Source organism: Nocardiopsis alba (assembly GCF_000710955.1).
Lineage (GTDB): Bacteria > Actinomycetota > Actinomycetes > Streptosporangiales > Streptosporangiaceae > Nocardiopsis > Nocardiopsis alba.
Genome location: NZ_BAZE01000009.1, coordinates 44,189 through 63,123, shown reverse-complemented (window position 1 = coordinate 63,123; position 18,935 = coordinate 44,189). Strand labels below are relative to the sequence as shown.

At 70.2% G+C, this 18,935-nt stretch carries 18 protein-coding genes; 7 read left to right on the top strand and 11 right to left on the bottom strand.

All coding sequences use genetic code 11. From position 1 onward, the window contains the following. Window positions 1-9: 9 nt before the first annotated feature. From TR33_RS17060 to TR33_RS17035, 6 genes are all read right to left on the bottom strand, one after another. Window positions 10-1,116, bottom strand: a complete 1,107-nt coding sequence (locus TR33_RS17060; RefSeq protein ID WP_014909163.1) for a Gfo/Idh/MocA family oxidoreductase — start codon at window positions 1,114-1,116, stop codon at window positions 10-12. A 66-nt stretch (window positions 1,117-1,182) separates the two neighbouring features. After that, entirely contained in the window at window positions 1,183-2,112 is a 930-nt protein-coding gene (locus tag TR33_RS17055) for a fructosamine kinase family protein (RefSeq protein ID WP_378628235.1), read from the bottom strand. 15 nt (window positions 2,113-2,127) lie between these two features. Continuing rightward, entirely contained in the window at window positions 2,128-2,655 is a 528-nt protein-coding gene (locus tag TR33_RS17050) for a low molecular weight protein-tyrosine-phosphatase (protein ID WP_026125331.1), read from the bottom strand. A gap of 94 nt (window positions 2,656-2,749) precedes the next feature. Further along, window positions 2,750-3,184, bottom strand: coding sequence for a response regulator (locus TR33_RS17045; protein ID WP_017536330.1), 435 nt, complete (start codon window positions 3,182-3,184; stop codon window positions 2,750-2,752). Window positions 3,185-3,208: 24 nt separating this feature from the next. Next, a complete protein-coding gene (locus tag TR33_RS17040; protein WP_378628169.1) occupies window positions 3,209-5,149 on the bottom strand; it encodes a sensor histidine kinase in 1,941 nt (646 codons plus the stop codon). Between the two features lie 26 nt (window positions 5,150-5,175). Further along, on the bottom strand, window positions 5,176-6,435 hold the full coding sequence (locus TR33_RS17035) for a PP2C family protein-serine/threonine phosphatase (RefSeq protein WP_199806150.1): 1,260 nt from the start codon (window positions 6,433-6,435) through the stop codon (window positions 5,176-5,178). 452 nt (window positions 6,436-6,887) lie between these two features. On the opposite strand from TR33_RS17035, the gene TR33_RS17030 reads away from it, so the two are divergent. The 3 genes from TR33_RS17030 to TR33_RS17020 all read left to right on the top strand — a co-directional run bounded on the left by TR33_RS17030 (window position 6,888) and on the right by TR33_RS17020 (window position 8,710). Continuing rightward, the gene (locus TR33_RS17030; RefSeq protein ID WP_199806149.1) at window positions 6,888-7,556 is read left to right on the top strand and encodes a biliverdin-producing heme oxygenase; all 669 of its coding nucleotides are present in this window, start codon (window positions 6,888-6,890) and stop codon (window positions 7,554-7,556) included. A gap of 83 nt (window positions 7,557-7,639) precedes the next feature. Continuing rightward, window positions 7,640-8,299 carry a TetR/AcrR family transcriptional regulator gene (locus tag TR33_RS17025; RefSeq protein ID WP_042284087.1) on the top strand — a complete coding sequence of 220 codons (660 nt, stop codon included), beginning with the start codon at window positions 7,640-7,642 and terminating at the stop codon, window positions 8,297-8,299. A 156-nt stretch (window positions 8,300-8,455) separates the two neighbouring features. After that, window positions 8,456-8,710, top strand: a complete 255-nt coding sequence (locus tag TR33_RS17020) for a hypothetical protein (protein WP_026125333.1) — start codon at window positions 8,456-8,458, stop codon at window positions 8,708-8,710. 20 nt (window positions 8,711-8,730) lie between these two features. Here TR33_RS17020 and TR33_RS17015 read toward each other — a convergent pair whose 3' ends face one another. Continuing rightward, window positions 8,731-9,621 (bottom strand): 3'-5' exonuclease, encoded by an 891-nt coding sequence (locus TR33_RS17015; protein WP_014911650.1) that lies wholly within the window; start codon window positions 9,619-9,621, stop codon window positions 8,731-8,733. 261 nt (window positions 9,622-9,882) lie between these two features. Between TR33_RS17015 and TR33_RS17010 the strand changes: the two genes are divergently transcribed. After that, window positions 9,883-10,845 carry an asparaginase gene (locus TR33_RS17010; protein WP_014910356.1) on the top strand — a complete coding sequence of 321 codons (963 nt, stop codon included), beginning with the start codon at window positions 9,883-9,885 and terminating at the stop codon, window positions 10,843-10,845. A gap of 66 nt (window positions 10,846-10,911) precedes the next feature. Continuing rightward, window positions 10,912-12,177 (top strand): NAD(P)/FAD-dependent oxidoreductase, encoded by a 1,266-nt coding sequence (locus TR33_RS17005; protein WP_042284084.1) that lies wholly within the window; start codon window positions 10,912-10,914, stop codon window positions 12,175-12,177. Here the strand turns inward: TR33_RS17005 and TR33_RS17000 are convergent. The 3 genes from TR33_RS17000 to TR33_RS16990 form a co-directional block, all read right to left on the bottom strand. After that, complete coding sequence (locus tag TR33_RS17000) at window positions 12,161-12,352, bottom strand: ferredoxin (RefSeq protein ID WP_014909814.1); 192 nt, start codon at window positions 12,350-12,352, stop codon at window positions 12,161-12,163. The two genes, TR33_RS17005 and TR33_RS17000, sit on opposite strands and share 17 nt — an antisense overlap. Window positions 12,353-12,532: 180 nt before the next feature. After that, a complete protein-coding gene (gene pip, locus TR33_RS16995; RefSeq protein WP_014912835.1) occupies window positions 12,533-13,489 on the bottom strand; it encodes a prolyl aminopeptidase in 957 nt (318 codons plus the stop codon). Window positions 13,490-13,541: 52 nt separating this feature from the next. Further along, window positions 13,542-14,432, bottom strand: coding sequence for a DUF4429 domain-containing protein (locus TR33_RS16990; RefSeq protein WP_042284082.1), 891 nt, complete (start codon window positions 14,430-14,432; stop codon window positions 13,542-13,544). Window positions 14,433-14,599: 167 nt separating this feature from the next. On the opposite strand from TR33_RS16990, the gene TR33_RS16985 reads away from it, so the two are divergent. Then, on the top strand, window positions 14,600-16,315 hold the full coding sequence (locus TR33_RS16985; RefSeq protein ID WP_017536338.1) for an AMP-binding protein: 1,716 nt from the start codon (window positions 14,600-14,602) through the stop codon (window positions 16,313-16,315). 207 nt (window positions 16,316-16,522) lie between these two features. Next, window positions 16,523-17,584, top strand: coding sequence for a 3-deoxy-7-phosphoheptulonate synthase (locus tag TR33_RS16980; RefSeq protein ID WP_017536339.1), 1,062 nt, complete (start codon window positions 16,523-16,525; stop codon window positions 17,582-17,584). A 69-nt stretch (window positions 17,585-17,653) separates the two neighbouring features. Here the strand turns inward: TR33_RS16980 and TR33_RS16975 are convergent, their stop codons facing one another. Beyond that, entirely contained in the window at window positions 17,654-18,892 is a 1,239-nt protein-coding gene (locus tag TR33_RS16975; protein ID WP_014913135.1) for a metal-dependent hydrolase family protein, read from the bottom strand. Between the last annotated feature and the right edge of the window lie 43 nt (window positions 18,893-18,935).

Genomic DNA, 18,935 nt, shown 5'->3' with positions numbered 1-18,935 from the left:
CGCTCGCGCTCAACCGATGGGGAGCTCCACCACGGAGCGGGTACGGGCACTGCGACGGGCGGCCTCGATGATCTCCAGTCCGTGGATCACCTCGTGCGGGTCGACCGGCAGCGGATCGGCCTCGCCCACCGCGTCGCGCACGCCCGCGTAGAACTCCTGGTAGGCGCCGCGCACGGCGGGGACCTTCTCGGTACGACCGTCGATGGAGAGCGTCCCCCACCGGTCCTCGGGCGACTCTCCCCAGTCGGCCGCGTCCGGGCGCTCCCCCGCGACCAACCGGGCCTCCTGCCCGTCCATGCCCCACGTCGTATAGGCGCCCCGATCGCCCAACACCCGGAAGCGAGGCCCCTCCTGCGCGCTCAGGGCGCTCATCCACAGATGGGAGCGGGTGCCGCGCGCGTGCTGTAGGGCGAGGAAGACGTCGTCGTCCGCGCGCACGCCCTCGCGTCGGGCGTCCACCTCGGCGTAGACGGACACGACCGGCCCGAACAGGTTGACGGCCTGGTCGATCAGATGCGGCCCCAGGTCGTAGAGGATCCCCGCGCCGTCCTCCGCCTCTCCGCTCTCCCGCCAGGTGTCCTTGGCCCGGGGACGCCAGCGTTCGAAGCGCGATTCGAAACGGTGCACACGCCCCAGCGTGCCCTCCTCGATGAGCCCCCACAGGGTGAGGAAGTCGGCGTCCCACCGCCGGTTCTGGTAGACGGTGAGCACCTGGCCGAGCTCTCCGGCCAGGTCGGTCAGCTCGCGGGCCCGAGCCGAGGTGAGCGCGAACGGTTTGTCCACGACCACCGCGAGCCCGGCCTCCATCGCCGCGCGGGCCAGCGGCGCGTGGGTGTCGTTGGGGGTGCTGATCACGGCGATCTCGTAGCGGCCGGCGTCGGCCCACAGGTCCTCGACGGTGGGGTGGACGGTGATGCCCGGATAGCGTTCCGAGGCCGAGCGGGCCCGCTCGGGGTCCCCGGTGACCACGGCGGACAGGCACAGTCCGGGTACCGCGTCGATGAGCGGGGCGTGGAAGACCTCGCCGCCCTTGCCGTAGCCGATGAGGGCGACGTGCAACTCGGGTCCATCGTGTGCGGGAGCGCCCTGGAACGGGCCGTCGATCGCGTTGGCCATGGGTCCAATGTACGGCTCCGGCCGGGGCGGGGCCCGTCTCACCCGCTCGGAGAGCCCGCCGTTCCCTCAGCTCCCCCGGAGCGCGGCCTTGGCCGTCTCCAGCGCCGTCGTCCGGTAGGCGGCGCCGAACAGGCACAGGTGGACCAGCAGAGGGTGCATCTGGTGCAGGGCCACCCGCCCCCGCCACCCCGACGACAGAGGGGCCACCTCGTTGTAGGCGTCCCGGACACGGTCCAGATGGGGCAGGCCGAACAGGGCCAGCATCGCCAGATCGGCCTCCCGGTGTCCACCGTGCGCGGCCGGGTCGATGAGCACCGCGTCGCGCTCGCGCCAGAGCACGTTCCCGTTCCATAGGTCGCCGTGGATCCGGGCCGGGGGTTCCGGCTCCCCCGCCAGCTCCTCGACCGAGTCCACCACGCGTTCGATCACGCGTGCGTCGGAGGGGGTCAGCGCCCCCTGGTCCAACGCCTGGCGCAGGTAGGGGCGCAGCCGCTGTTCGGCGTAGAAGCGCGGCCAGTCGCGCGCCGGGGTGTTGTCCAGGGGAAGGGGGCCGATGTAGCCGGGCCAGTCGGCTCCGAAGGAGCCCGCCCCGGTCAGATGGGTTCCGGCGAGTTGCCGGCCCAGGCGCTCGGCCGCGGCCGGGGTCGGATCACGCTGCTCCACCAGGGGCAGGACGAGGATGCGCTCATCCCAGGCCAAGGGTGTGATCACCGGAGACCCGAAGCATCTGCCCAGCCATTCCAGGCCGCGGGCCTCCGCCTCGAACACGCCCGTGGCCCCTTCTCCTCGGGCCGTGGACTTGACGAACAGACGGGTGCCATCGCTCAGTTCGGCGTAGGACAGGGTCCAGTCGTGGCTGGCGCCGGCCCGGGCCGCGCGCCGTACACGGAGGCCGAGCACGGCGGAGACCCGGTCGGCGAGCGTGCCGGCGAGCGGGTCGCGACCGCCCCGTCTCGCGCCGTCATCCCCGTCCCCGGAGCCGAAGGAGCGCGCCATCGGTTCGTCCACCCGTCAGTCCCGCAACCGGGCGACGAGCGCGCCGGTCAGCCCCTTGGACGCGGCCTCGACCATGTTCAGCACCGCAGTGAAGCCGTCGTCGCCCCCGTAATAGGGGTCGGGCACCTCGGGGTTGGGGCCGCTGTCGGGGGCGAAGGAACGGAACAACCGCAGCCGTGCGGGGTCGAAGCCGAACTCCTCCCCGCGTTCGTCGACGGCGCGGCGCAACTCGTCCAGGTTGTCCAGGTCCATGGCCAGGACCAGGTCCCGGTCGGCCAGACGCTCGGCGGAGAATCGACGGGCGGTGTGATCGGTGAGGTACCCGTGCACTCGCAGCGTGGACGTGGCTCGGGGATCCATCCCGTCGCCGACGTGCCAACCTCCCGTACCGAAGCTGTCGACCTCGACGAGGTCGCCGATTCCGGCACGTTCGAGGTCGGCGGTGAGCACCTTCTCCGCCATGGGAGAACGGCAGATGTTGCCCAGGCACACCACACTGACGCGGTAGGGACCGGCGGGGTCACGCGGTTCCGGCAGGCTCATACCCCTTACCGTAACGAAAAACCGTCGCACCCACCCGTTCTGCCGCGACGAACGCGCCCCCGGACCGTCGGATCCGGGAGAGGACGGCCCCGATTCAGCCCTTGGGCAGGCGGACCACGGTGACGAAGAAGTCGTCGATCTGGCGCACCACGCGGATGAACTGCTCGAAGTCCACCGGTTTGGGCACATAGGCGTTGGCGTGCAGACGGTAGCTGCGCAGCACGTCCTCTTCGGCCTCGGACGTGGTGAGCACGACCACCGGGATGTGGGCGAGGTCGTCGTCGTTCTTGACCTCCTGGAGGACCTCCCTACCGTCCTTACGCGGCAGGTTGAGGTCGAGGAGGATCAGGTGAGGGCGCGGGGCGTCGGCGAACTCCCCTTCACGACGCAGGAAGCGGAGCGCCTCGACGCCGTCGGAGACCACGTGCAGGCGGTTGCCCAGCTTGTGTTCCTCGAACGCCTCCTTGGTCATCAGGACGTCACCGGGATCGTCCTCGACCAGCAGCACCTCAATGGGATGCACCAACATGACCTCGCTCAAGCTTCCAGACCCCTATACGGGCCCCGACCGGTGACCGGGCGGTGCCGTATCGCCGGCCTCCTCGGACACGGGGTGGTCTCCCCCGTCCGGTTCTGGGCCGGGGGGAACGCTCTCCGTGTCGTCGGTGCCGGACTCTCGTGCGGCCGTCGGAGCCTCCTCCGCGGGGGCGGATTCGGCAGCCTCGGTGCCCTCGACTGCGTTAACGACCGTGGCGGCCGCTTCGGTTTCCTCCTCGGAGACCGTTTCCTCGGCCTCCGCCTCGGTGTCGACGGGCAGGGTCCAGCATATGCGGGTTCCGGTCCGCCCGGAGTCCGCCTCGTCGGAGGTTTCGGACTCCTCGGGGTTCTCCGCGTCCTGTGTCCCGGTGTCGAGCCACATCCGGCCACCGTGGAACTCGACGATCTTCTTGCACATGGCCAGGCCGATCCCGGTCCCGGTGTACTTGTCGCGGGTGTGCAGGCGCTGGAAGATGACGAAGATGCGCTCGGCGTACTGGGGTTCGATCCCGATGCCGTTGTCGGAGCAGCAGAAGACCCACTCGTCGCCCTGTCGTTCGACGGTGATGTGCACCTCGGGCGGGTCCTCGCCGCGGAACTTGACCGCGTTGCCGACCAGGTTGAAGAAGACCTGGGTGAGAAGGGTGCGGTCGCCCTGGATCGTGGGCAGCGGATCACCGGTGATGACGGCGTCCGCCTCCTCCAGACGCGTCTCGAGGCTGCTCAGGGCGTCGTCCAGGGCCACGTTCATGTCGACGGGGGCGAAGTTCTTGGTCCGCCCCACCCTGGAGAAGGCCAGCAGGTCGTTGATGAGCGTCTGCATGCGCTTGGCGCCCTCGACCGCGAAGTCGATGTAGGAGTCGGCGCGCTCGTCCAGCTGACCGTGGTAACGACGCTGGAGGAGCTGACAGAAGCTGGCGACCTTGCGCAACGGCTCTTGGAGGTCGTGCGAGGCGACGTAGGCGAACTGCTCCAGCTCCAGGTTGGAGCGGCGCAGCTCCTCGGTCTGGTGCTCCAGCAGACTGGACTGCTCCTGGAGTTTGCGCCGGGCCGAGGCCACCTCGTCCAGGTCCTGCACGATGCGCTCGCGCATGGCGTCCACGTCGTTGCCCAATTGGACGATCTCCGGAGGGCCGTGCAGGGAGATGCGGTGCGCGTAGTAACCCTCGGAGACCTGACGCATGTGCCCGGCCAACTCCTCCAGGGGACGCAGCACCCACTGCTGGAGCATCACCCACAGGAACACCGACAGGAACACCACGACGAGGCCGACGAGCACGAGCAGCGCCACCACCTGCTGGGTGGCCAGGGTGAGACCGCTCTGGGCGTCGGCGATCTCCCGCTCCAGGTGGTTGGTGGTCGCGTCGGCGGCCCGGTTGAGTTCGAGGAAGAGCACCCGGCCGCGCTGGAGGTCCTCCTGGGTCGGGGTCTCCCCCTCCCGGACCTTCTCGGCTACCGGTTCGGCGAACTCCTTGCTCCAGACGTCGCCCGCCGCGATGAGCTCCTCGATCTTGGGGGCGACCTCCTCGTTCTCGGCGGCGAGCTCGGTGAGGGCGTTGCGGTACTCGGCCAGCGATCTGCGCTGTTCGACGTAGGGCTCCAGGAACTCCCGGTCACCGGTGAGGATGTAGCCGCGCAGGGCGTGGTCCTGGCTCAGATAGGCCGAGCGGGTCTGTTCGACGGTGCTCAGCCCCGGGGTGAGCGACTCGACCTGGAGTGTCAGGGAATCGCGGGCCTGGAAGGCGGCGAGGGTGATCACCGAGACGGCCACCACCAGTACGACGGCGACCACCGCCAGCAGGCTGGTGACCCTGCGGCGAAGGCTCCAGGAGCGGCGGGCGGGCCGGTCCCAGGAGTCGGTGATCCTGACGAACGAGACGGGGCCACGACCGTCCCGTTCCGTTCCCGGGCCCGCCCCCCCGTCCTGTCCGGAGCCGATGGCGGACTCGGTGTCCATGGTGTGGTCTTCCTCCCCCGTGGGGTTCACTCAGGCTCTCCGTGGGTGATGAGCAGCATCGCCACGTCGTCCTGCAACGGCCCCCCGTTGCTGCGCTCGGCCTCGTCCACCAGGTGTTCGGGCAGATTGTTCAGGGCCACGCCCTGGCCGAGGACCCCGTTGACCAGGCGACGCAGTCCGGCGACCTCCAACCGCGCGGGCGGACCGCCGTCGTAGGCGTCGACCAGGCCGTCGGTATAGAAGAGCAGACTGACGCCCCGGGGCAGGACGACCTCGGTGAACTCGTCCTGATCGACCGGAAAGACGCCCAGGGGCGGCTGGGGCACGGCCTGGATCTCCTCGGCGACCCCGCCCTTGACGATCATGGGCGGCGGGTGACCGAGGCTGCGCACCCGGGCACGGTCACTGCCGGTATCGAGGCTGGTCATGCACAGCGTCGCGTACATCTCCTCCTGCGCCCGCTCCGTGGCCAACAGCTCCTCGAGGTTGGGCAGGACCCGCTCCTCGCTGATCCCGCTCATGACCAGGGTGCGCCAGGCGATGCGGAGGCTGACGCCGAGGGCCGCCTCGTCGGGGCCGTGGCCGCTGACGTCGCCGATGATGACGTGGGTGGTGCCGTCCTTCTCGACCGCGTCGTAGAAGTCACCGCCGACCAGGGCGCGTTTGCGTCCGGGGCGGTAGTAGGCGCGGTGGCTCAGGGGGGAACTGTCGAGCAGGACCTGCGGCAGCAGACCGCGTTCCAGCCGCATGTTCTCGCGGGCGCGCATCCGGGCCTCGCGGAGCTGGCGGGCGTTCTCGTCGGCGCGACGGCGTTCCAGGGAGTAACGCAGGCTGCGGGCGAGCAGGGAACCGTCGACCTGCCCCTTGACCAGGTAGTCCTGTGCGCCCGCGGCGACCGCGGCTATGCCCTCGTGCTCGTCGTCCAGGCCGGTGAAGACCACGACGGCGGCCGAGGGCGCGGTGTCGAGGACCTCGCGCAGGAGGTCGAGGCCGTGCCCGTCCGGAAGGTTGAGGTCCAGGAGGACGCAACCCCGGAAGTCGGTGAGGTGCGCGCGTGCGGCCTTGAGCGTGGACACCCAGGTGATGTGGGTGGTCAGGGCGGTGTCGGCGAGGAGTTCCTCGGCGAGGAAGGCATCGCCGGGATCGTCCTCGATCAGCAGAACGTCAACCGATTCGACGGTAGCCTCCACCCGGTCGTCCAGGACGGTGTCGTCACCCAGGGAGGCTCCGCCGTTCACGACGGTGCCCTCGGCGGACCCTGCCGCTCCGTCACCGATCACCATCACGGGATGGTGCCCTGTTCTCCTGGTATCCACTCATCGCCTCTAGGTTCGCGGTCCGCGGGACGTCCTGTCTTGTCATGCGAGAGGCCCGAGGGAACGCCTCGGGTCTTCCCGGCGGTTCGGACCGCACGACATCCAAACGATAATCGCCCGACCGACCAGTTGACCAGCGGACGAGACGAGACACATCCAACGTCGGGGCGTGGAACCGCCGCCGGTGAGCGAGAGCGTAAGCCCCCTCTCCTCGGTCTCCTCCACCCTCCGTCGACACGGTGTCACCCGTCCGCGACAGGCCGTGGGTCACATGGGCCCCGACTCTCCCGCTGTGATTCGACGCACGATCGATGCCCTTTCGTACCTTTTTCACGACGGGTTGTCATATCCACCTTGACAGAACCGTTCGCGTAAATGACATCATGTCATGAAAATTCCTCGACGGAAGGTGGAGAGTGTCGATGAGCGTGACGACGCCGCCCCCCACGACGACCGCCCCCGACCCGTTCTCCCAGCGCCTCAAGAACGCCACCTGGAACGACCACTCCACCGCCGAACACCACGGCTTCACCAAGGCCCTGCTCGAAGGGGAGCTGCCCCTCGACGGATACACCGCCATGGTCGCCCAGCACCACTTCGCCTACGTCGCCCTGGAGGGAGTGGCCCGAGAACTGGCCGACCACCCCGTGGCCGGCGGCTTCCATCGTCCGGAACTGGAGCGTGTGCCCGCCCTGGAGAGGGACCTGGAACACCTGCTCGGCTCCGAGTGGCGCGACCGGATCTCCCCCTCACGCCCCACCCGTACCTACGTGGCGCGCATAGAGCAGATGGTCGACCACCCCGAGGGCTTCGTGGCCCACCACTACACCCGTTACATGGGCGACGTCTCCGGCGGGCAGTTCATCCGACGCGTCGCCGTCGAGACCTACAGGTTCGAGAAGGGCGTGGGCACGGCCTTCTACGACTTCGGCGCCCTGGGTTCGCTCCCCCGCTTCCGTTCCGACTACCGCGACCGTCTCGACGCCCTGGAACTCGACGAGGCCGCCGCCGGGCTCCTGATCGAGGAGACCCGCCTGGCCTACCGGCTCAACACCGAGGTCCTGGCCGATCTGGGACGGCACCACGTCTGACGTCCTCCTCTCCCCGCCTCATCGGGGGCGGGGAGAGGATCGCGCGCACCGGTGTCCCCCCTCCGGCGTGCCACCATAGGAACATGCCCAAGATCACGGCTCCGACCATCGCCGCTCACCGTGCCCGCACACGGGAACGCATCCTGGACGCCGTCGACACGCTGACCCGGGCACGGGGGATCGACCGCGTCTCCATGACCGACGTGGCCAACGCCGCGGGCATCACCCGCACCGCGTTGTACAACTACTTCCCCGACAAGCCCGCCCTGCTCCTGGCCTTCACCGAACAGGTCAACGCCGCGTTCGTCGAGCGGTACAGACGCGAACTCCCCTCGGGGGTCTCGGCCTCCCGTCGGCTCTCGGCCTTCGTGCGCCTCCAACTGGAGGGCATCGTGGCCCATCCGCACCCGCCGGCGGCCGAACTCGGCGCCAGCCTCGGCCCCGACGCCTACCAGGCCCTGGCCTCGCACGTCGCCCCGATGCAGCGCCTGCTCACCGAGATCCTCGACGAGGGCGCCGTCCTCGGGGAGTTCGATCGGCTGCCCTCGGAGCGCGTCGCCGGACTGACCCTGTCCATGGTGGGCTCCCAACGGCTGCCGATGGCGAACGGGGAGATCGATCTCGAGGAGAGCCACGCCCTGGTGACCCGCTTCGTCCTGCGCGCGCTCGGCGTGGAGACCGAGATCATCGACACGATCCTGCCTCCCCCCACCAGTGTGAACACTCAAAGTGACGGAACATGAACCCTGTGCGATAACGGTCCGGCTCTAACCGACGGTGGCCGTGTACGGCCATCGAAGAACCGCATGAAGAGGAAGAACACGGGGAACGAGACGGGTCGGCCCTCCCTCGGGCCGTTCCCTCATCCGTCCCTCGACCTCCGTAAGGCCCTCTCCGAAGTGACCCTCGCATTGATCGCCGTCGGCGCCGTCCTGGTGTCGATCGCCATGTTCAACAAGGTGCCCCGGATCGCGCCCGAGCGCCTGGACCGACCCCGCCCCGGAGGCGGTGTCGCCACCGCCCAACGCACCGTGACGGCGCTCCGGCCACGTCTGGCCGACGCCAGACTCACCGAACAGGGTCGCGCCGTGTTCACCGCCATCGGCGGCAGCGCGCTGATCGTGGCCTTCTTCCTGGGGCTGTCCGGGCTCTGAGGACCCGGCCGGGACCCGGCTCAGCCGCGAGCGGCCCCGGCCATGCGCAGCAGGAGGCCCCCCGCCACCGTGGCGGCGACCCCACCGGTCAGCCCCGCGGCCAGCGCCCACCGTTCGCGCACCAACGTCTCACGGCGGGCGGCCTGTTCGGCCGCCTCCCGTTCGGCGTCACGGAAGGCCCCGCCGCACAGGCGCGCGTCGAGCTCACGCGGTCGCCACCGCGCCGACCACGAGCCGCGGGGCGCCCACCCGCCCGCGCCCGAGGTGGTGCGCGGCTTCCAGCGCACCGGGGTCTCCTCCGGGGCGTCGCCCTGGAGGAATCGGGGCGCCGGGCCGGTGTAGCGCAGCTCGCCCGGGGCGTTCCCGATCATCTCCACGAGGAGCTTGGCGCAGGCCCGCGCGTCCCCCAAGGCGGTGTGCTGCCCGGTAGGCCAGTCACCGCTGAGCAGGTACGAGGCGCGCGGCAGCGAGTAACGGGCCAGATCCAGCTGTGAGCGCAGGGCCCGAAGCGTGCACAGACCCGACTGCCCCTCGGGGAGACCCGCGGGCACCAGTTCCGAGGCGAGGAAGCGCTCCTCGAAGTCCAGGTTGTGGCCGACCACCACCGCGCCGGAGAGCAGCCGGGCGATCCGGGGGACGATCTCCTCCGCTCGGGGAGCGCCGAGCACGTCGGACTCGCCGATCCCGTGGAACTCCCGACCACCGATCGGGGCCCGAGGGTCCACCAGGGTGCTGAACTCGTCCACGATCCGACCGTCGCCCCGCACCCGGACCACGGCGATCTCCACCAGCCGGGCCCCCTCGCGCGGATCGAGACCGGTCGTCTCGACGTCGAGGACCGCGTACTCCAGGTCCGCCGCCGGAGTCCCGACCCTTCTTCGGGTCAGCGCACCCGTCCGCAGCGTTCCCATCGTCGTCCTCACCTCTCGGGTCGTCGTACCTCACGGTCATCGGTGGTCAACCACCGGCAACGACCATACTGCCCGGTACGGACAACGGTGATCCCCGGGCTTTTCGGCCCGCCCCCGGGAAGGGCCCACCGCCTCGGGGAAGAAGCCCGACCTTGTGTACGTTTCTACGCGTGCCCGACGTCGTCCGGGGTCCGACCACCTCGGCCCCCGCCGTCTCACGGGACGCCCACCGATCGACATCAACGGCGAGGAGATCCCCTCATGACCCAGACCCCGCTGCCCGGCTACGTCCCCCTGGCGGAGGTGGTCCGCTCCGGCATGCGCGAGGGCGTCCACTATGGGGCCGTCGTCGGTCTCTCCCCCGAAGGCGAGATCTCCTACGCCCGCGGCCCCGTACACGACCCCATGTTCCCCCGCTCCTCCGCCAAGCCCTTCCAGGCCCTGGCGATGCTGCGGGCCGGGGCCCGCCTCGAAGGCACCTCCCTCGCCATCTCAGCGGGCAGCCACAACGGTGAGGACTTCCACCTCGCCGAGGCCGAGAGGATCCTGGCCGACGCCGGTCTGAGCGCGGACGACCTGCGCTGTCCGGCCGACGTCCCCGGCGGCAGGGCGGCGCGCGCGGCGTTCCTGGCCGAGGGCCGCTCCGCCTCCCCCCTGTACATGAACTGTTCCGGCAAACACGCCGGCATGCTGGCCGCCTGCGTGGCCCGGGGGTGGAGCACCGAGGACTACCTCGACCCCGAACACCCCTTCCAGCTCCTGGTGCGCGAGGCCACCGAGGACATGTGCGGTGAGCGGATCGCGCACACCGCCGTCGACGGCTGCGGCGCCCCCCAGCTCGCGGTCTCCCTCGTGGGTCTGGCCCGCGGCCTACAGAGCATGCGTCTCTCCCCCGAGGGCAGCCAGGAGCGTTCCGTCCCGGAGGCGATGAGCGCCCACCCCGAGTACGTCGCGGGTACCGATCGGATCGACACCGAGCTCATGCGCCGGATGCCCGGTCTGGTCTCCAAGATCGGCGCTGACGGCGTCCTGGTGCTGAGCGCCCCCGACGGCCGGACCGTCGCCGTCAAGATCAGCGACGGCGACGCCGAGCTCCGGGCGCGTACGCTCGTCGGCGTGACCGCCCTCGAGGCCCTGGGCCTGGACATCTCCCCGATCGCCGACCGTCTCACCACCGACATCCTCGGTGGCGGAGCGGTCGTGGGCGAGGTCCGTTCCCTGTGATCCACCCGGTCGCGGTCCTCGAGGACCGCGACCGTTCGAGTACACGTATGAGGAGGCGAACCCACGGTGTCCGACAGCCTGGACCAGATCGTCATCGCCGGCGCGGGGATGGCCGGACTGTACGCCGCCGAGGCCCTGCGCGAGCGGGGTTTCGAGGGACGGCTGACCCTGGTCGGAGAGGAACCGCACCGCCCCTACTCGCGGCCTCCGTTGTCCAAGGAGGTCCTGACCGGGATCGGCATGGGCGATCCGGACGACGCCCCCGGCACGCTGGCCGGGCACCGGGCCCTCCGCCTGCGCGAGGACGAGGAGATCGACCGTCTGGACCTGGACTTCCGCCCGGGTACCCGGGCCGTGGCCCTGGACCCGACGGCGAGGGAACTGCGGACCGAGGGTCCTGACGGCGCCGAGGCCCTACGCTACGACGGGCTGATCGTGGCCACCGGGGCACGGGCCCGACGGCCCGACACGTCCCTGCCCGGCGTGCACGTGCTGCGCACGTTGGACGACGCCGAGGCGGTCCGTTCGGCGCTCACCTCCTCCGGACGCCTGGTGGTGGTCGGCGGAGGGTTCGTCGGCGCCGAGGTCGCCGCGAGCGCCCGCTCCGTCGGCATGGAGGTGACCCTGGTCGAGGCGGCGCCGACCCCGATGACCCGGGTCCTCGACCCGAGAATCGGCGAGATCCTCGTCCGGGCGCACCTGGACAACGGCGTGGACGTGCGTCTGGGCGTGAGCGTGGTGGGTTACGAGGGCGCCGACCACGTGGAACGGGTCCGGCTGTCCGACGGCTCCACGGTCGAGGCGTCGGCGGTGGTGGTCGGAATCGGCGTCCACCTGAACACCGAGTGGCTCCGAGGGTCGGGGGTGGACCTGGCCGCGGACGGCTCGGTGCTGTGCGACGAGTACTCCGCGACCTCCGTTCCCGGTGTCTACGCCGTCGGCGACCTGGCCGACTGGCCGCACCCCCGTTACGGTGGGCGGATCCGGCTGGAGCACTGGACCAACGCGGGCGAACAGGGTGAGGCCGCCGCCAGCAACCTGCTCGCCGGCGCGGGACGGACGCCCTTCACCCCGGTGCCCTACTTCTGGTCCGACCAGTACAAGAGCAAGATCCAACTCCTGGGTCAGGGCGCTCCGGCCGACGAGGTCGCCTTCGTGCACGGCTCTCCGGAGGACCGGAAGTTCGTGGCGTTCCTGGGGCGCGGGGGGATGCTCGTCGGGGTGCTCGGACTGCGCTCCACCCCGCGCACCATGCGCTACCGGAGCCTGCTGGAGAAGCCCACCACGTGGGCGGAGGCCTTGGAGGCGGCGGGGTTCAGTCCCGTGTCGTGATGGCCTGTCGTGGGCAGAGGCGCACGGCCCGCCGGACCTTCTCGCGCAGCTCCGGCGCCGGCTCCTCGGTGAGCAGATACAGGAAGTCGTCGTCCCGGACCTCGAACACCTCGGGCGCCTCTCCCATGCACAGGGCGTTGCTCTCGCACAGGTCGAAGTCGACCTCGACACGCATGACGCTCTCCTCTCGTCCCGGGGCCCGCGGGCGCCCCGGCGGACACGTGGTGGCCACACGATAACGAAGGCCTCCGCGCCCTAGGGGATCCTCGACGATTCCCGCCCCGACGACCTTCACGGGAGAGGGCCCCTCACCGGTCGGTGAGGGGCCCTCGTGATCCTCCGTATCGAGCGCGGATCACTTCGCGAAGCGGTCGGTGGCCTCGATCAGCCGGTCGAGGATGCCCGGCTCGCTGAACGCGTGCCCGGCGTCGTCGACGACGTGGAACTCCGCCTCCGGCCAGGCCCGGTGCAGATCGTGGGCGGTACGCATCGGGGTGCACACGTCATAGCGCCCCTGCACGATCACGCCGGGGATGTGCCGGATCCGGTCGACCCCCTCGAGAAGCTGCTCGGGGGTGAGGAAGCCCTTGTTGCGGAAGTAGTGGTTCTCGATGCGGGCGAAGGCCAACGCGTAGTCCTCGCCCGCGTGGTGCTCCCGCAGGCCCGGGTCGGGCAGGAGGGTGACCGTCGACCCCTCCCACACGCTCCACGCGCGCGCGGCCTCCAACCGCACCTCCCGGTCCGGGGACTCCAGACGGCGCGCGTAGGCGGCGATCAGGTCGTCGCGCTCCTCCTCCGGGATGGGCTCCAGGTAGGACTCCCACAGGTCGGGGAAGAGCTCGGAGGCGCCCTCCTGGTAGAACCAGCGCAGTTCCCGGTCGCGCAGCGTGAAGATGCCGCGCACGATCAGCTCGGTGACGCGCTCGGGGTGCTTCTGGGCGTAGGCCAGGGCCAGGCAACTCCCCCAGGAGCCGCCGAAGACCTGCCAGGCGTCCACTCCGACCATCTCGCGCAGACGCTCGATGTCCTCGACCAGGGTCCAGGTGGTGTTGGTGGACAGGTCCACGTCCATCCGACCGGCGTGCGGCGTGGAACGACCGCAGTTGCGCTGGTCGAACAGCAGGATGCGGTACTTCTCGGGGTCGAAGAGCCTGCGGTGGGCGGGGTTGCAGCCCCCGCCGGGACCACCGTGGAGGAACACCACGGGCTTGCCGGAGGGGTTACCCGACAGCTCCCAGTAGACACGGTGACCGTCACCGACGTCGAGCATGCCCGAGTCGTACGGTTCGATGGGCGGGTACAGGGTGCGCAAGAGACGGACCTTTCATGCTGTGTTCGTTCGCTCCGCTGCGGCTCTCACTGGGTCAGAGCCGGTCCAGGAGCTGGGCCTTCTTCGTGCTGAACTCCTCGTCGGTCAGCAGACCCTCCGCGTGCAGACGGCCGAGTTCGCGGATCTTGGTGAAGATCATCTCTCCGTCGCCGCCGTCCTCGGCCTCACCGGGCGCGGCCTCCACCTCGGCGGGGGCCTTCTCCCCGTTCTCCACGGACGCGAGCAGACTGTTGACGGTCACGGCCATCAGGAGGGTCTCGTCGGCGCCCTTCGGTCCGTGCGAGACCAGGGTGAAGAAGTCGTTCTCCAGGTCGGCGGCCTCGGGGAGGGAGACCCCTCGCAGGACCACGCGCAGGAAGCCCTCCGTGAGGTCGACCGTCGGCTGCCAGGAGACGCGTTCGATGTCGGAGAAGCGGTACTCGCGGGACTTCTCCCGTTCCTTGGCGGTGCTGGCCAGCCAGCCGTCCCACTGGAGGCGCAGGCGTTCTCCGTCGAAGGAGGCGGACCCCTCCGCCGTGCGCACCTGGAGCGGTGGACGTCCCACCAGACCGCGGGAGACCTCGGCCGGGTCCAGCGGGCCGGGAAGGACGCCGGCGGCGTAGCGAGCGGACTCGATCAGCCGTTCGGAGAAGTACTCCGAGAGCAGTTCCCAATCGTGGGGGCCGGTCAACAGCAGTGGGGAGGAGGGGACCGGGATCTCCGCGCGGGCGTAGGGGTCGGCCCCGTCCATCAGACGCAGGCGCAGCGACCAACCGCGCTTGCGGTCGCCCGGGTCGAAGTCCACCTCGCGCACGGCGGCGAGCGGGAGCGAGCACTGACCCAGCAGTTTGAGCAGCCGGGGCACCTTACGACCACTGTCGAAGCGGATCCGAAGCGTCTCGTCGTCGAACCGCCATATCGCGTGGTGTCCGCGTATCTCCTCCATGGCTCACCATCCTATGGGGACGTTCTCGACTCCTTGGGAGGGCGATCGGCGTGAGCGCCGCCGATCCCGGGTAGAAGCAGGGGCACACCCCGTCCCACCGGCCGCACGGTGGTGGGAGGCCCGCGGGCGGTGCGCGGCGCGCCGCTCCGATCCGGAGGTCGTCGACGATGTCGAAAGAGATGTCCGAGGGCGCGCGGGAGTTCCGTGACGCACGGGACCTGCTCCTGCGCCACCGAGAGGATCAGGAGACCGCCCACAGGGAGTTCTCGTGGCCCCGTCCCGAACACTTCAACTGGGCTCTCGACCACTTCGACGAGGTGGCGCGGACCCGTCCGGACCGGACCGCGCTGTGGATGGTCCATGAGGACGGCACCGAGGTCCACCACACCTATCGACAGATGTCCGAACGCTCCAACCAGGTCGCGAACTGGCTCTTGGGGCAGGGCGTCCATCCCGGCGACCGGATCATGGTCGCCTTGGGCGACCAGGTCGAGTTGTGGGAGACCACTCTGGCCGCGATCAAGATGGGCGCCGTGATCAGCCCGACCTCGCCGTCACTGTCCGAGGTCGATCTGGAGGATCGCCTGATCCGCGGCGACATCTCCCACGTGATCTGTTCGCCCGCCGACGCCGCCCGCTTCGAGAACGTCGACGGGCACTGGACACGGATCTGCGTGGGCTACATGGAGGGCTGGCTGGAATACCCCGACTCCGAGCACGCCGCCCTGGACTTCACCCCGCCGCGTCCGACCTCGCCCGACGACCCGCTGCTGCTGTACTTCACCTCGGGGACGGCCGCCCATCCCAAACTGGTCTCCCATACGCACGCCTCCTACCCCATCGGCCACCTGTCCACCATGTACTGGCTGGGGGCCCGCCCCGGGGACGTGCACATGAACGTGACCGCGCCCGGTTGGGCCAAGCACGCCTACAGCAGTGTCTTCGCCCCCTGGAACGCCGAGGCCACGGTGCTCGTGCTCGCCCGGGAACGCTTCGACCCCGAGGCCCTGATGGACACGATGGAGCGCTGTGGGGTGGCCACCCTGTGCGCTCCTCCCACGGTCTGGCGGGACATCTCCCGCGCCGACCCGGAGGCGTGGCCGGTCGCGCTGCGCGAGGCCGTCGCCGCCGGGGAGCCGCTCGACCCCGCGGTGGTCGAGAGTATCCAGCGGGCCTGGGGCATCACCATCCGCGACGGCTTCGGGCAGACCGAGACGACCCTGCTCATCGGCAACGGCCCCGGGCAGCCGGTGCTCTCCGGGTCCATGGGAAGACCGATGCCCGGGTACGACATCGTTCTCATCGACCCGGTCACCGACGAGCCGTCCGATCTCGGCGAGATCTGTGTGGATCTCTCCGACGATCCGGTGGGGACGATGCGCGGTTACGTCGACGATCCGGAACTCACCCGAGAGGCCACCCGTATGGGTCTGTACCGGACCGGGGACATCGCCTCCCGGGATTCGAGCGGTCACATTACCTATATCGGTCGTATCGAAGACGTGTTCACGGCATCGGATTACCGCATCTCACCATTCGAACTGGAAAGCGTTCTCATCGAACACGAATATGTGGAGGACGCGGCCGTGGTCCCCTCTCCCGACCCGTTGCGGCTGGCGGTGGTGAAGGCGTACGTGAGACCGGCCGAGGGCGTGGCCCTCGACGCCGAGAGCGCCCGGGCGATCATGCGTCACGCCCGAGATCGTCTGCCACCGCACAAGAGGGTGCGCCGCCTGGAGTTCGCCGAGCTGCCCATGACCGCCTCGGGTAAGATCCGAAGGGTGGAGCTGCGGCGGATCGAGGCCGAACGCGGCACGGCCACCGAGGGCGCGCGCCGTCCCCGCGAGTTCTGGGAGGAGGACCTCCCCGGGCCGGAGGAATGACCGCTCCAGGCCCGCACCGGCTCTCGACGGGAATGGCCTCGGCCCATTTCGTCTCGCACCATGAGACGCCGTTCACGCCAATGTCCGAATGTGGCCCTTCCCATCCTCGGAGAGCGGTGGAATTCCTCACGTGACCGTGTCCGAGGAAGGACGTCGCGCTACGGTTTGAGCGCAGGACGATCAATCGGACGGGATCTAGGGGAAACGATGACGAGCACCAACGACACACGTGTGGCGAGCTACAAGCCGCTCATCGCACCCCGGGACCTGCTCGCGGAGCTGCCTCTCGGCGAGGAGAGCACCGCCCTGGTGGAGAACTCCCGCGCCGAGATCAAACGGGTCCTGGACGGTGAGGACGACCGACTGCTGGTCGTCGTCGGCCCCTGCTCGGTGCACGACACCGAATCCGCGATGGACTACGCGCGACGCCTGGCCGAGCTGGTGCCCTCGGTCGGCGAGGAGCTGTGCGTGGTCATGCGCGTGTACTTCGAGAAGCCCCGCACCACGGTGGGTTGGAAGGGCCTGATCAACGACCCGGGCCTGGACGACACCTACGACGTGCACCGCGGTCTGCGCACCGCCCGCCGGCTGCTCCTCGACATCAACGCCCTGGGGCTGCCCGCCGGAACCGAGTTCCTCGACCCGATCACCCCGCAGTACATCGCCGACGTCGTCTCCTGGGGCGCCATCGGCGCCCGGACCACCGAGAGCCAGGTCCACCGCCAGTTGAGCAGTGGCCTGAGCACCCCGGTCGGGTTCAAGAACGGCACCGACGGCGACGTCCAGGTCGCGGTCGACGCCGTGGGCGCCTCCGCCGCCTCGCACACCTTCTTCGGGGTGGACCCGACCGGCGCCGGTTCGGTCGTGGTGACCGAGGGCAACCCGGACTGCCACGTCATCCTGCGCGGTGGACGCGGCGGCCCCAACCACGACCCCGTCTCCGTCGGGTCCGCCCTGGACGTCATCGGCGGCGCCGGTCTCCCCCGTCGTCTGATGATCGACGCCAGCCACGCCAACAGCGGCAAGGACCACGTCCGCCAGGTCGGGGTGGCCCGGGAGATCGCGGCCCAGGTCGCCGAGGGGCAGCAGGGCATCATCGGCGTCATGCTGGAGAGCTTCCTGGAGGAGGGCGCCCAGAAGCTGGGCGACCCCGCCGACCTCGTCTACGGACAGTCGATCACCGACAAGTGCATGGGGTGGGAGACCACCGAGGGCGTGCTGGCCGACCTGGCCGACGCCGTCCGTCGGCGCCGCAAGAACGTCGCCTGACCCCTTCCCCGCACGACACGGGCGCCCGGAGGAACCTCTCCGGGCGCCCGTCGTCTCCCCGGGTCCCGGTCAGGCGCGGGTGTCCTTGACGACCTTCCCGCCCTGGACGACCAGGACCACGTTGTCCCGGTCCCCCAGCAGGGAGATGTCGGCGAGCGGATCACCGTCGCAGACGACCAGGTCGGCCACCTTGCCCGCTTCGACGGTGCCCGCCCGGTCGGCCACGCCGACCAGCTCCGCGGCGTTCCGGGTACCCGCGACGATGGCCTGTGTCGGGGTCAGGCCCACCCGGACCAACTGCGCCAGTTCGCGCAGGTTACGGCCGTGTTCGGAGATGCCCGCGTCGGTCCCCATCGCCACGCGCACCCCGCGCGCGACCGCGTGCGAGACCCGCTCGTAGGTCTCGTCGGTCAGGGCCCGCTTGGTCTCGATCGACTTGCGGGACATCAGGTGGATCCGGTCCTCGAAGTCGAACGTGGTCAGGGTCGGCACCAGGAAGGTGCCGCGCTCGAGCATCAGGTCGATGCCCTCGTCGTCGATCAGGTAGCCGTGCTCGATGCTGGCGACCCCGCCCCTGACCGCGTTGCGGATCCCCGCCGCCCCCTGGGCGTGGGCGGCGACCGGACGACCGCCGTGCTTGGCGGTCTCCGCGACGATCGCGGCGATCTCCTCCTCTCCGATGCCCTCGTCGGTGGGCCCGTCCGAGGGGCTGGAGAGCCCACCCGTGGCGCAGACCTTGATGACGTCGGCGCCGTCGCGGATGAGGCGACGCGTGGACACGCGCGCCTCCTGCGGGGAGTCGGCGATCTCGGCGGCGGTGTGCTCGCAGTCGTGCGCGTTGAACCCGGAGGGCAGGGTGAAGTCGGCGTGCCCTCCGGTGTGGCTCATCAGGCGGAGCGCCATGCTCAGGCGCGGGCCTCGGATCAGGCCCCTCTCCTGGGCGATACGGAACCCGGCGTCGGCCCCTCCGAGGTCGCGCGCGCCGGTCACACCGGCGTCGAGGGTCACGCTCATCCGCTCCGCGGACTCGAAGGCGTGCAGGCTCCGGGAGATCTCCGCGTTGTTGGTGGCCAGGGCCCGACCGTCGGCGAACCCGAAGTGCACGTGGGTGTCGATGAAGCCGGGCAGCAGGGTGCGTCCGCCCAGGCTCTCGACGGTGTCCTCGGGGTCCGTCGCGGGGGCGTCGGCCGCGGGCCCCGCGTAGACGATCTCCCCGTCCTCCACGAGCACGGCGGCGTCCTCGACCGGGGCGGCCCCGGTGCCGTCGATCAGGGTGAGGTCCCGATACAGGGTCCTGGAGCCGGTCATGGAATTGTCTCCTTACGTCGATGCGCCGGTTCGGCGACAGGGT

What these genes read in the sequence shown, in the direction of transcription:
- TR33_RS16980 (WP_017536339.1), top strand. Translation starts at nt 16,523, where the DNA reads ATGACGAGCACCAACGACACACGTGTGGCGAGCTACAAGCCGCTCATC.
- TR33_RS17010 (WP_014910356.1), top strand. Translation starts at nt 9,883, where the DNA reads ATGACCCAGACCCCGCTGCCCGGCTACGTCCCCCTGGCGGAGGTGGTC.
- TR33_RS16985 (WP_017536338.1), top strand. Translation starts at nt 14,600, where the DNA reads ATGTCGAAAGAGATGTCCGAGGGCGCGCGGGAGTTCCGTGACGCACGG.
- TR33_RS16990 (WP_042284082.1), bottom strand. Translation starts at nt 14,432, where the DNA reads ATGGAGGAGATACGCGGACACCACGCGATATGGCGGTTCGACGACGAG.
- TR33_RS17050 (WP_026125331.1), bottom strand. Translation starts at nt 2,655, where the DNA reads ATGAGCCTGCCGGAACCGCGTGACCCCGCCGGTCCCTACCGCGTCAGT.
- TR33_RS17015 (WP_014911650.1), bottom strand. Translation starts at nt 9,621, where the DNA reads ATGGGAACGCTGCGGACGGGTGCGCTGACCCGAAGAAGGGTCGGGACT.
- TR33_RS17055 (WP_378628235.1), bottom strand. Translation starts at nt 2,112, where the DNA reads ATGGCGCGCTCCTTCGGCTCCGGGGACGGGGATGACGGCGCGAGACGG.
- TR33_RS17060 (WP_014909163.1), bottom strand. Translation starts at nt 1,116, where the DNA reads ATGGCCAACGCGATCGACGGCCCGTTCCAGGGCGCTCCCGCACACGAT.
- TR33_RS17030 (WP_199806149.1), top strand. Translation starts at nt 6,888, where the DNA reads ATGAGCGTGACGACGCCGCCCCCCACGACGACCGCCCCCGACCCGTTC.
- TR33_RS17045 (WP_017536330.1), bottom strand. Translation starts at nt 3,184, where the DNA reads ATGTTGGTGCATCCCATTGAGGTGCTGCTGGTCGAGGACGATCCCGGT.
- TR33_RS16975 (WP_014913135.1), bottom strand. Translation starts at nt 18,892, where the DNA reads ATGACCGGCTCCAGGACCCTGTATCGGGACCTCACCCTGATCGACGGC.
- TR33_RS17040 (WP_378628169.1), bottom strand. Translation starts at nt 5,149, where the DNA reads ATGGACACCGAGTCCGCCATCGGCTCCGGACAGGACGGGGGGGCGGGC.
- TR33_RS17025 (WP_042284087.1), top strand. Translation starts at nt 7,640, where the DNA reads ATGCCCAAGATCACGGCTCCGACCATCGCCGCTCACCGTGCCCGCACA.
- TR33_RS17000 (WP_014909814.1), bottom strand. Translation starts at nt 12,352, where the DNA reads ATGCGTGTCGAGGTCGACTTCGACCTGTGCGAGAGCAACGCCCTGTGC.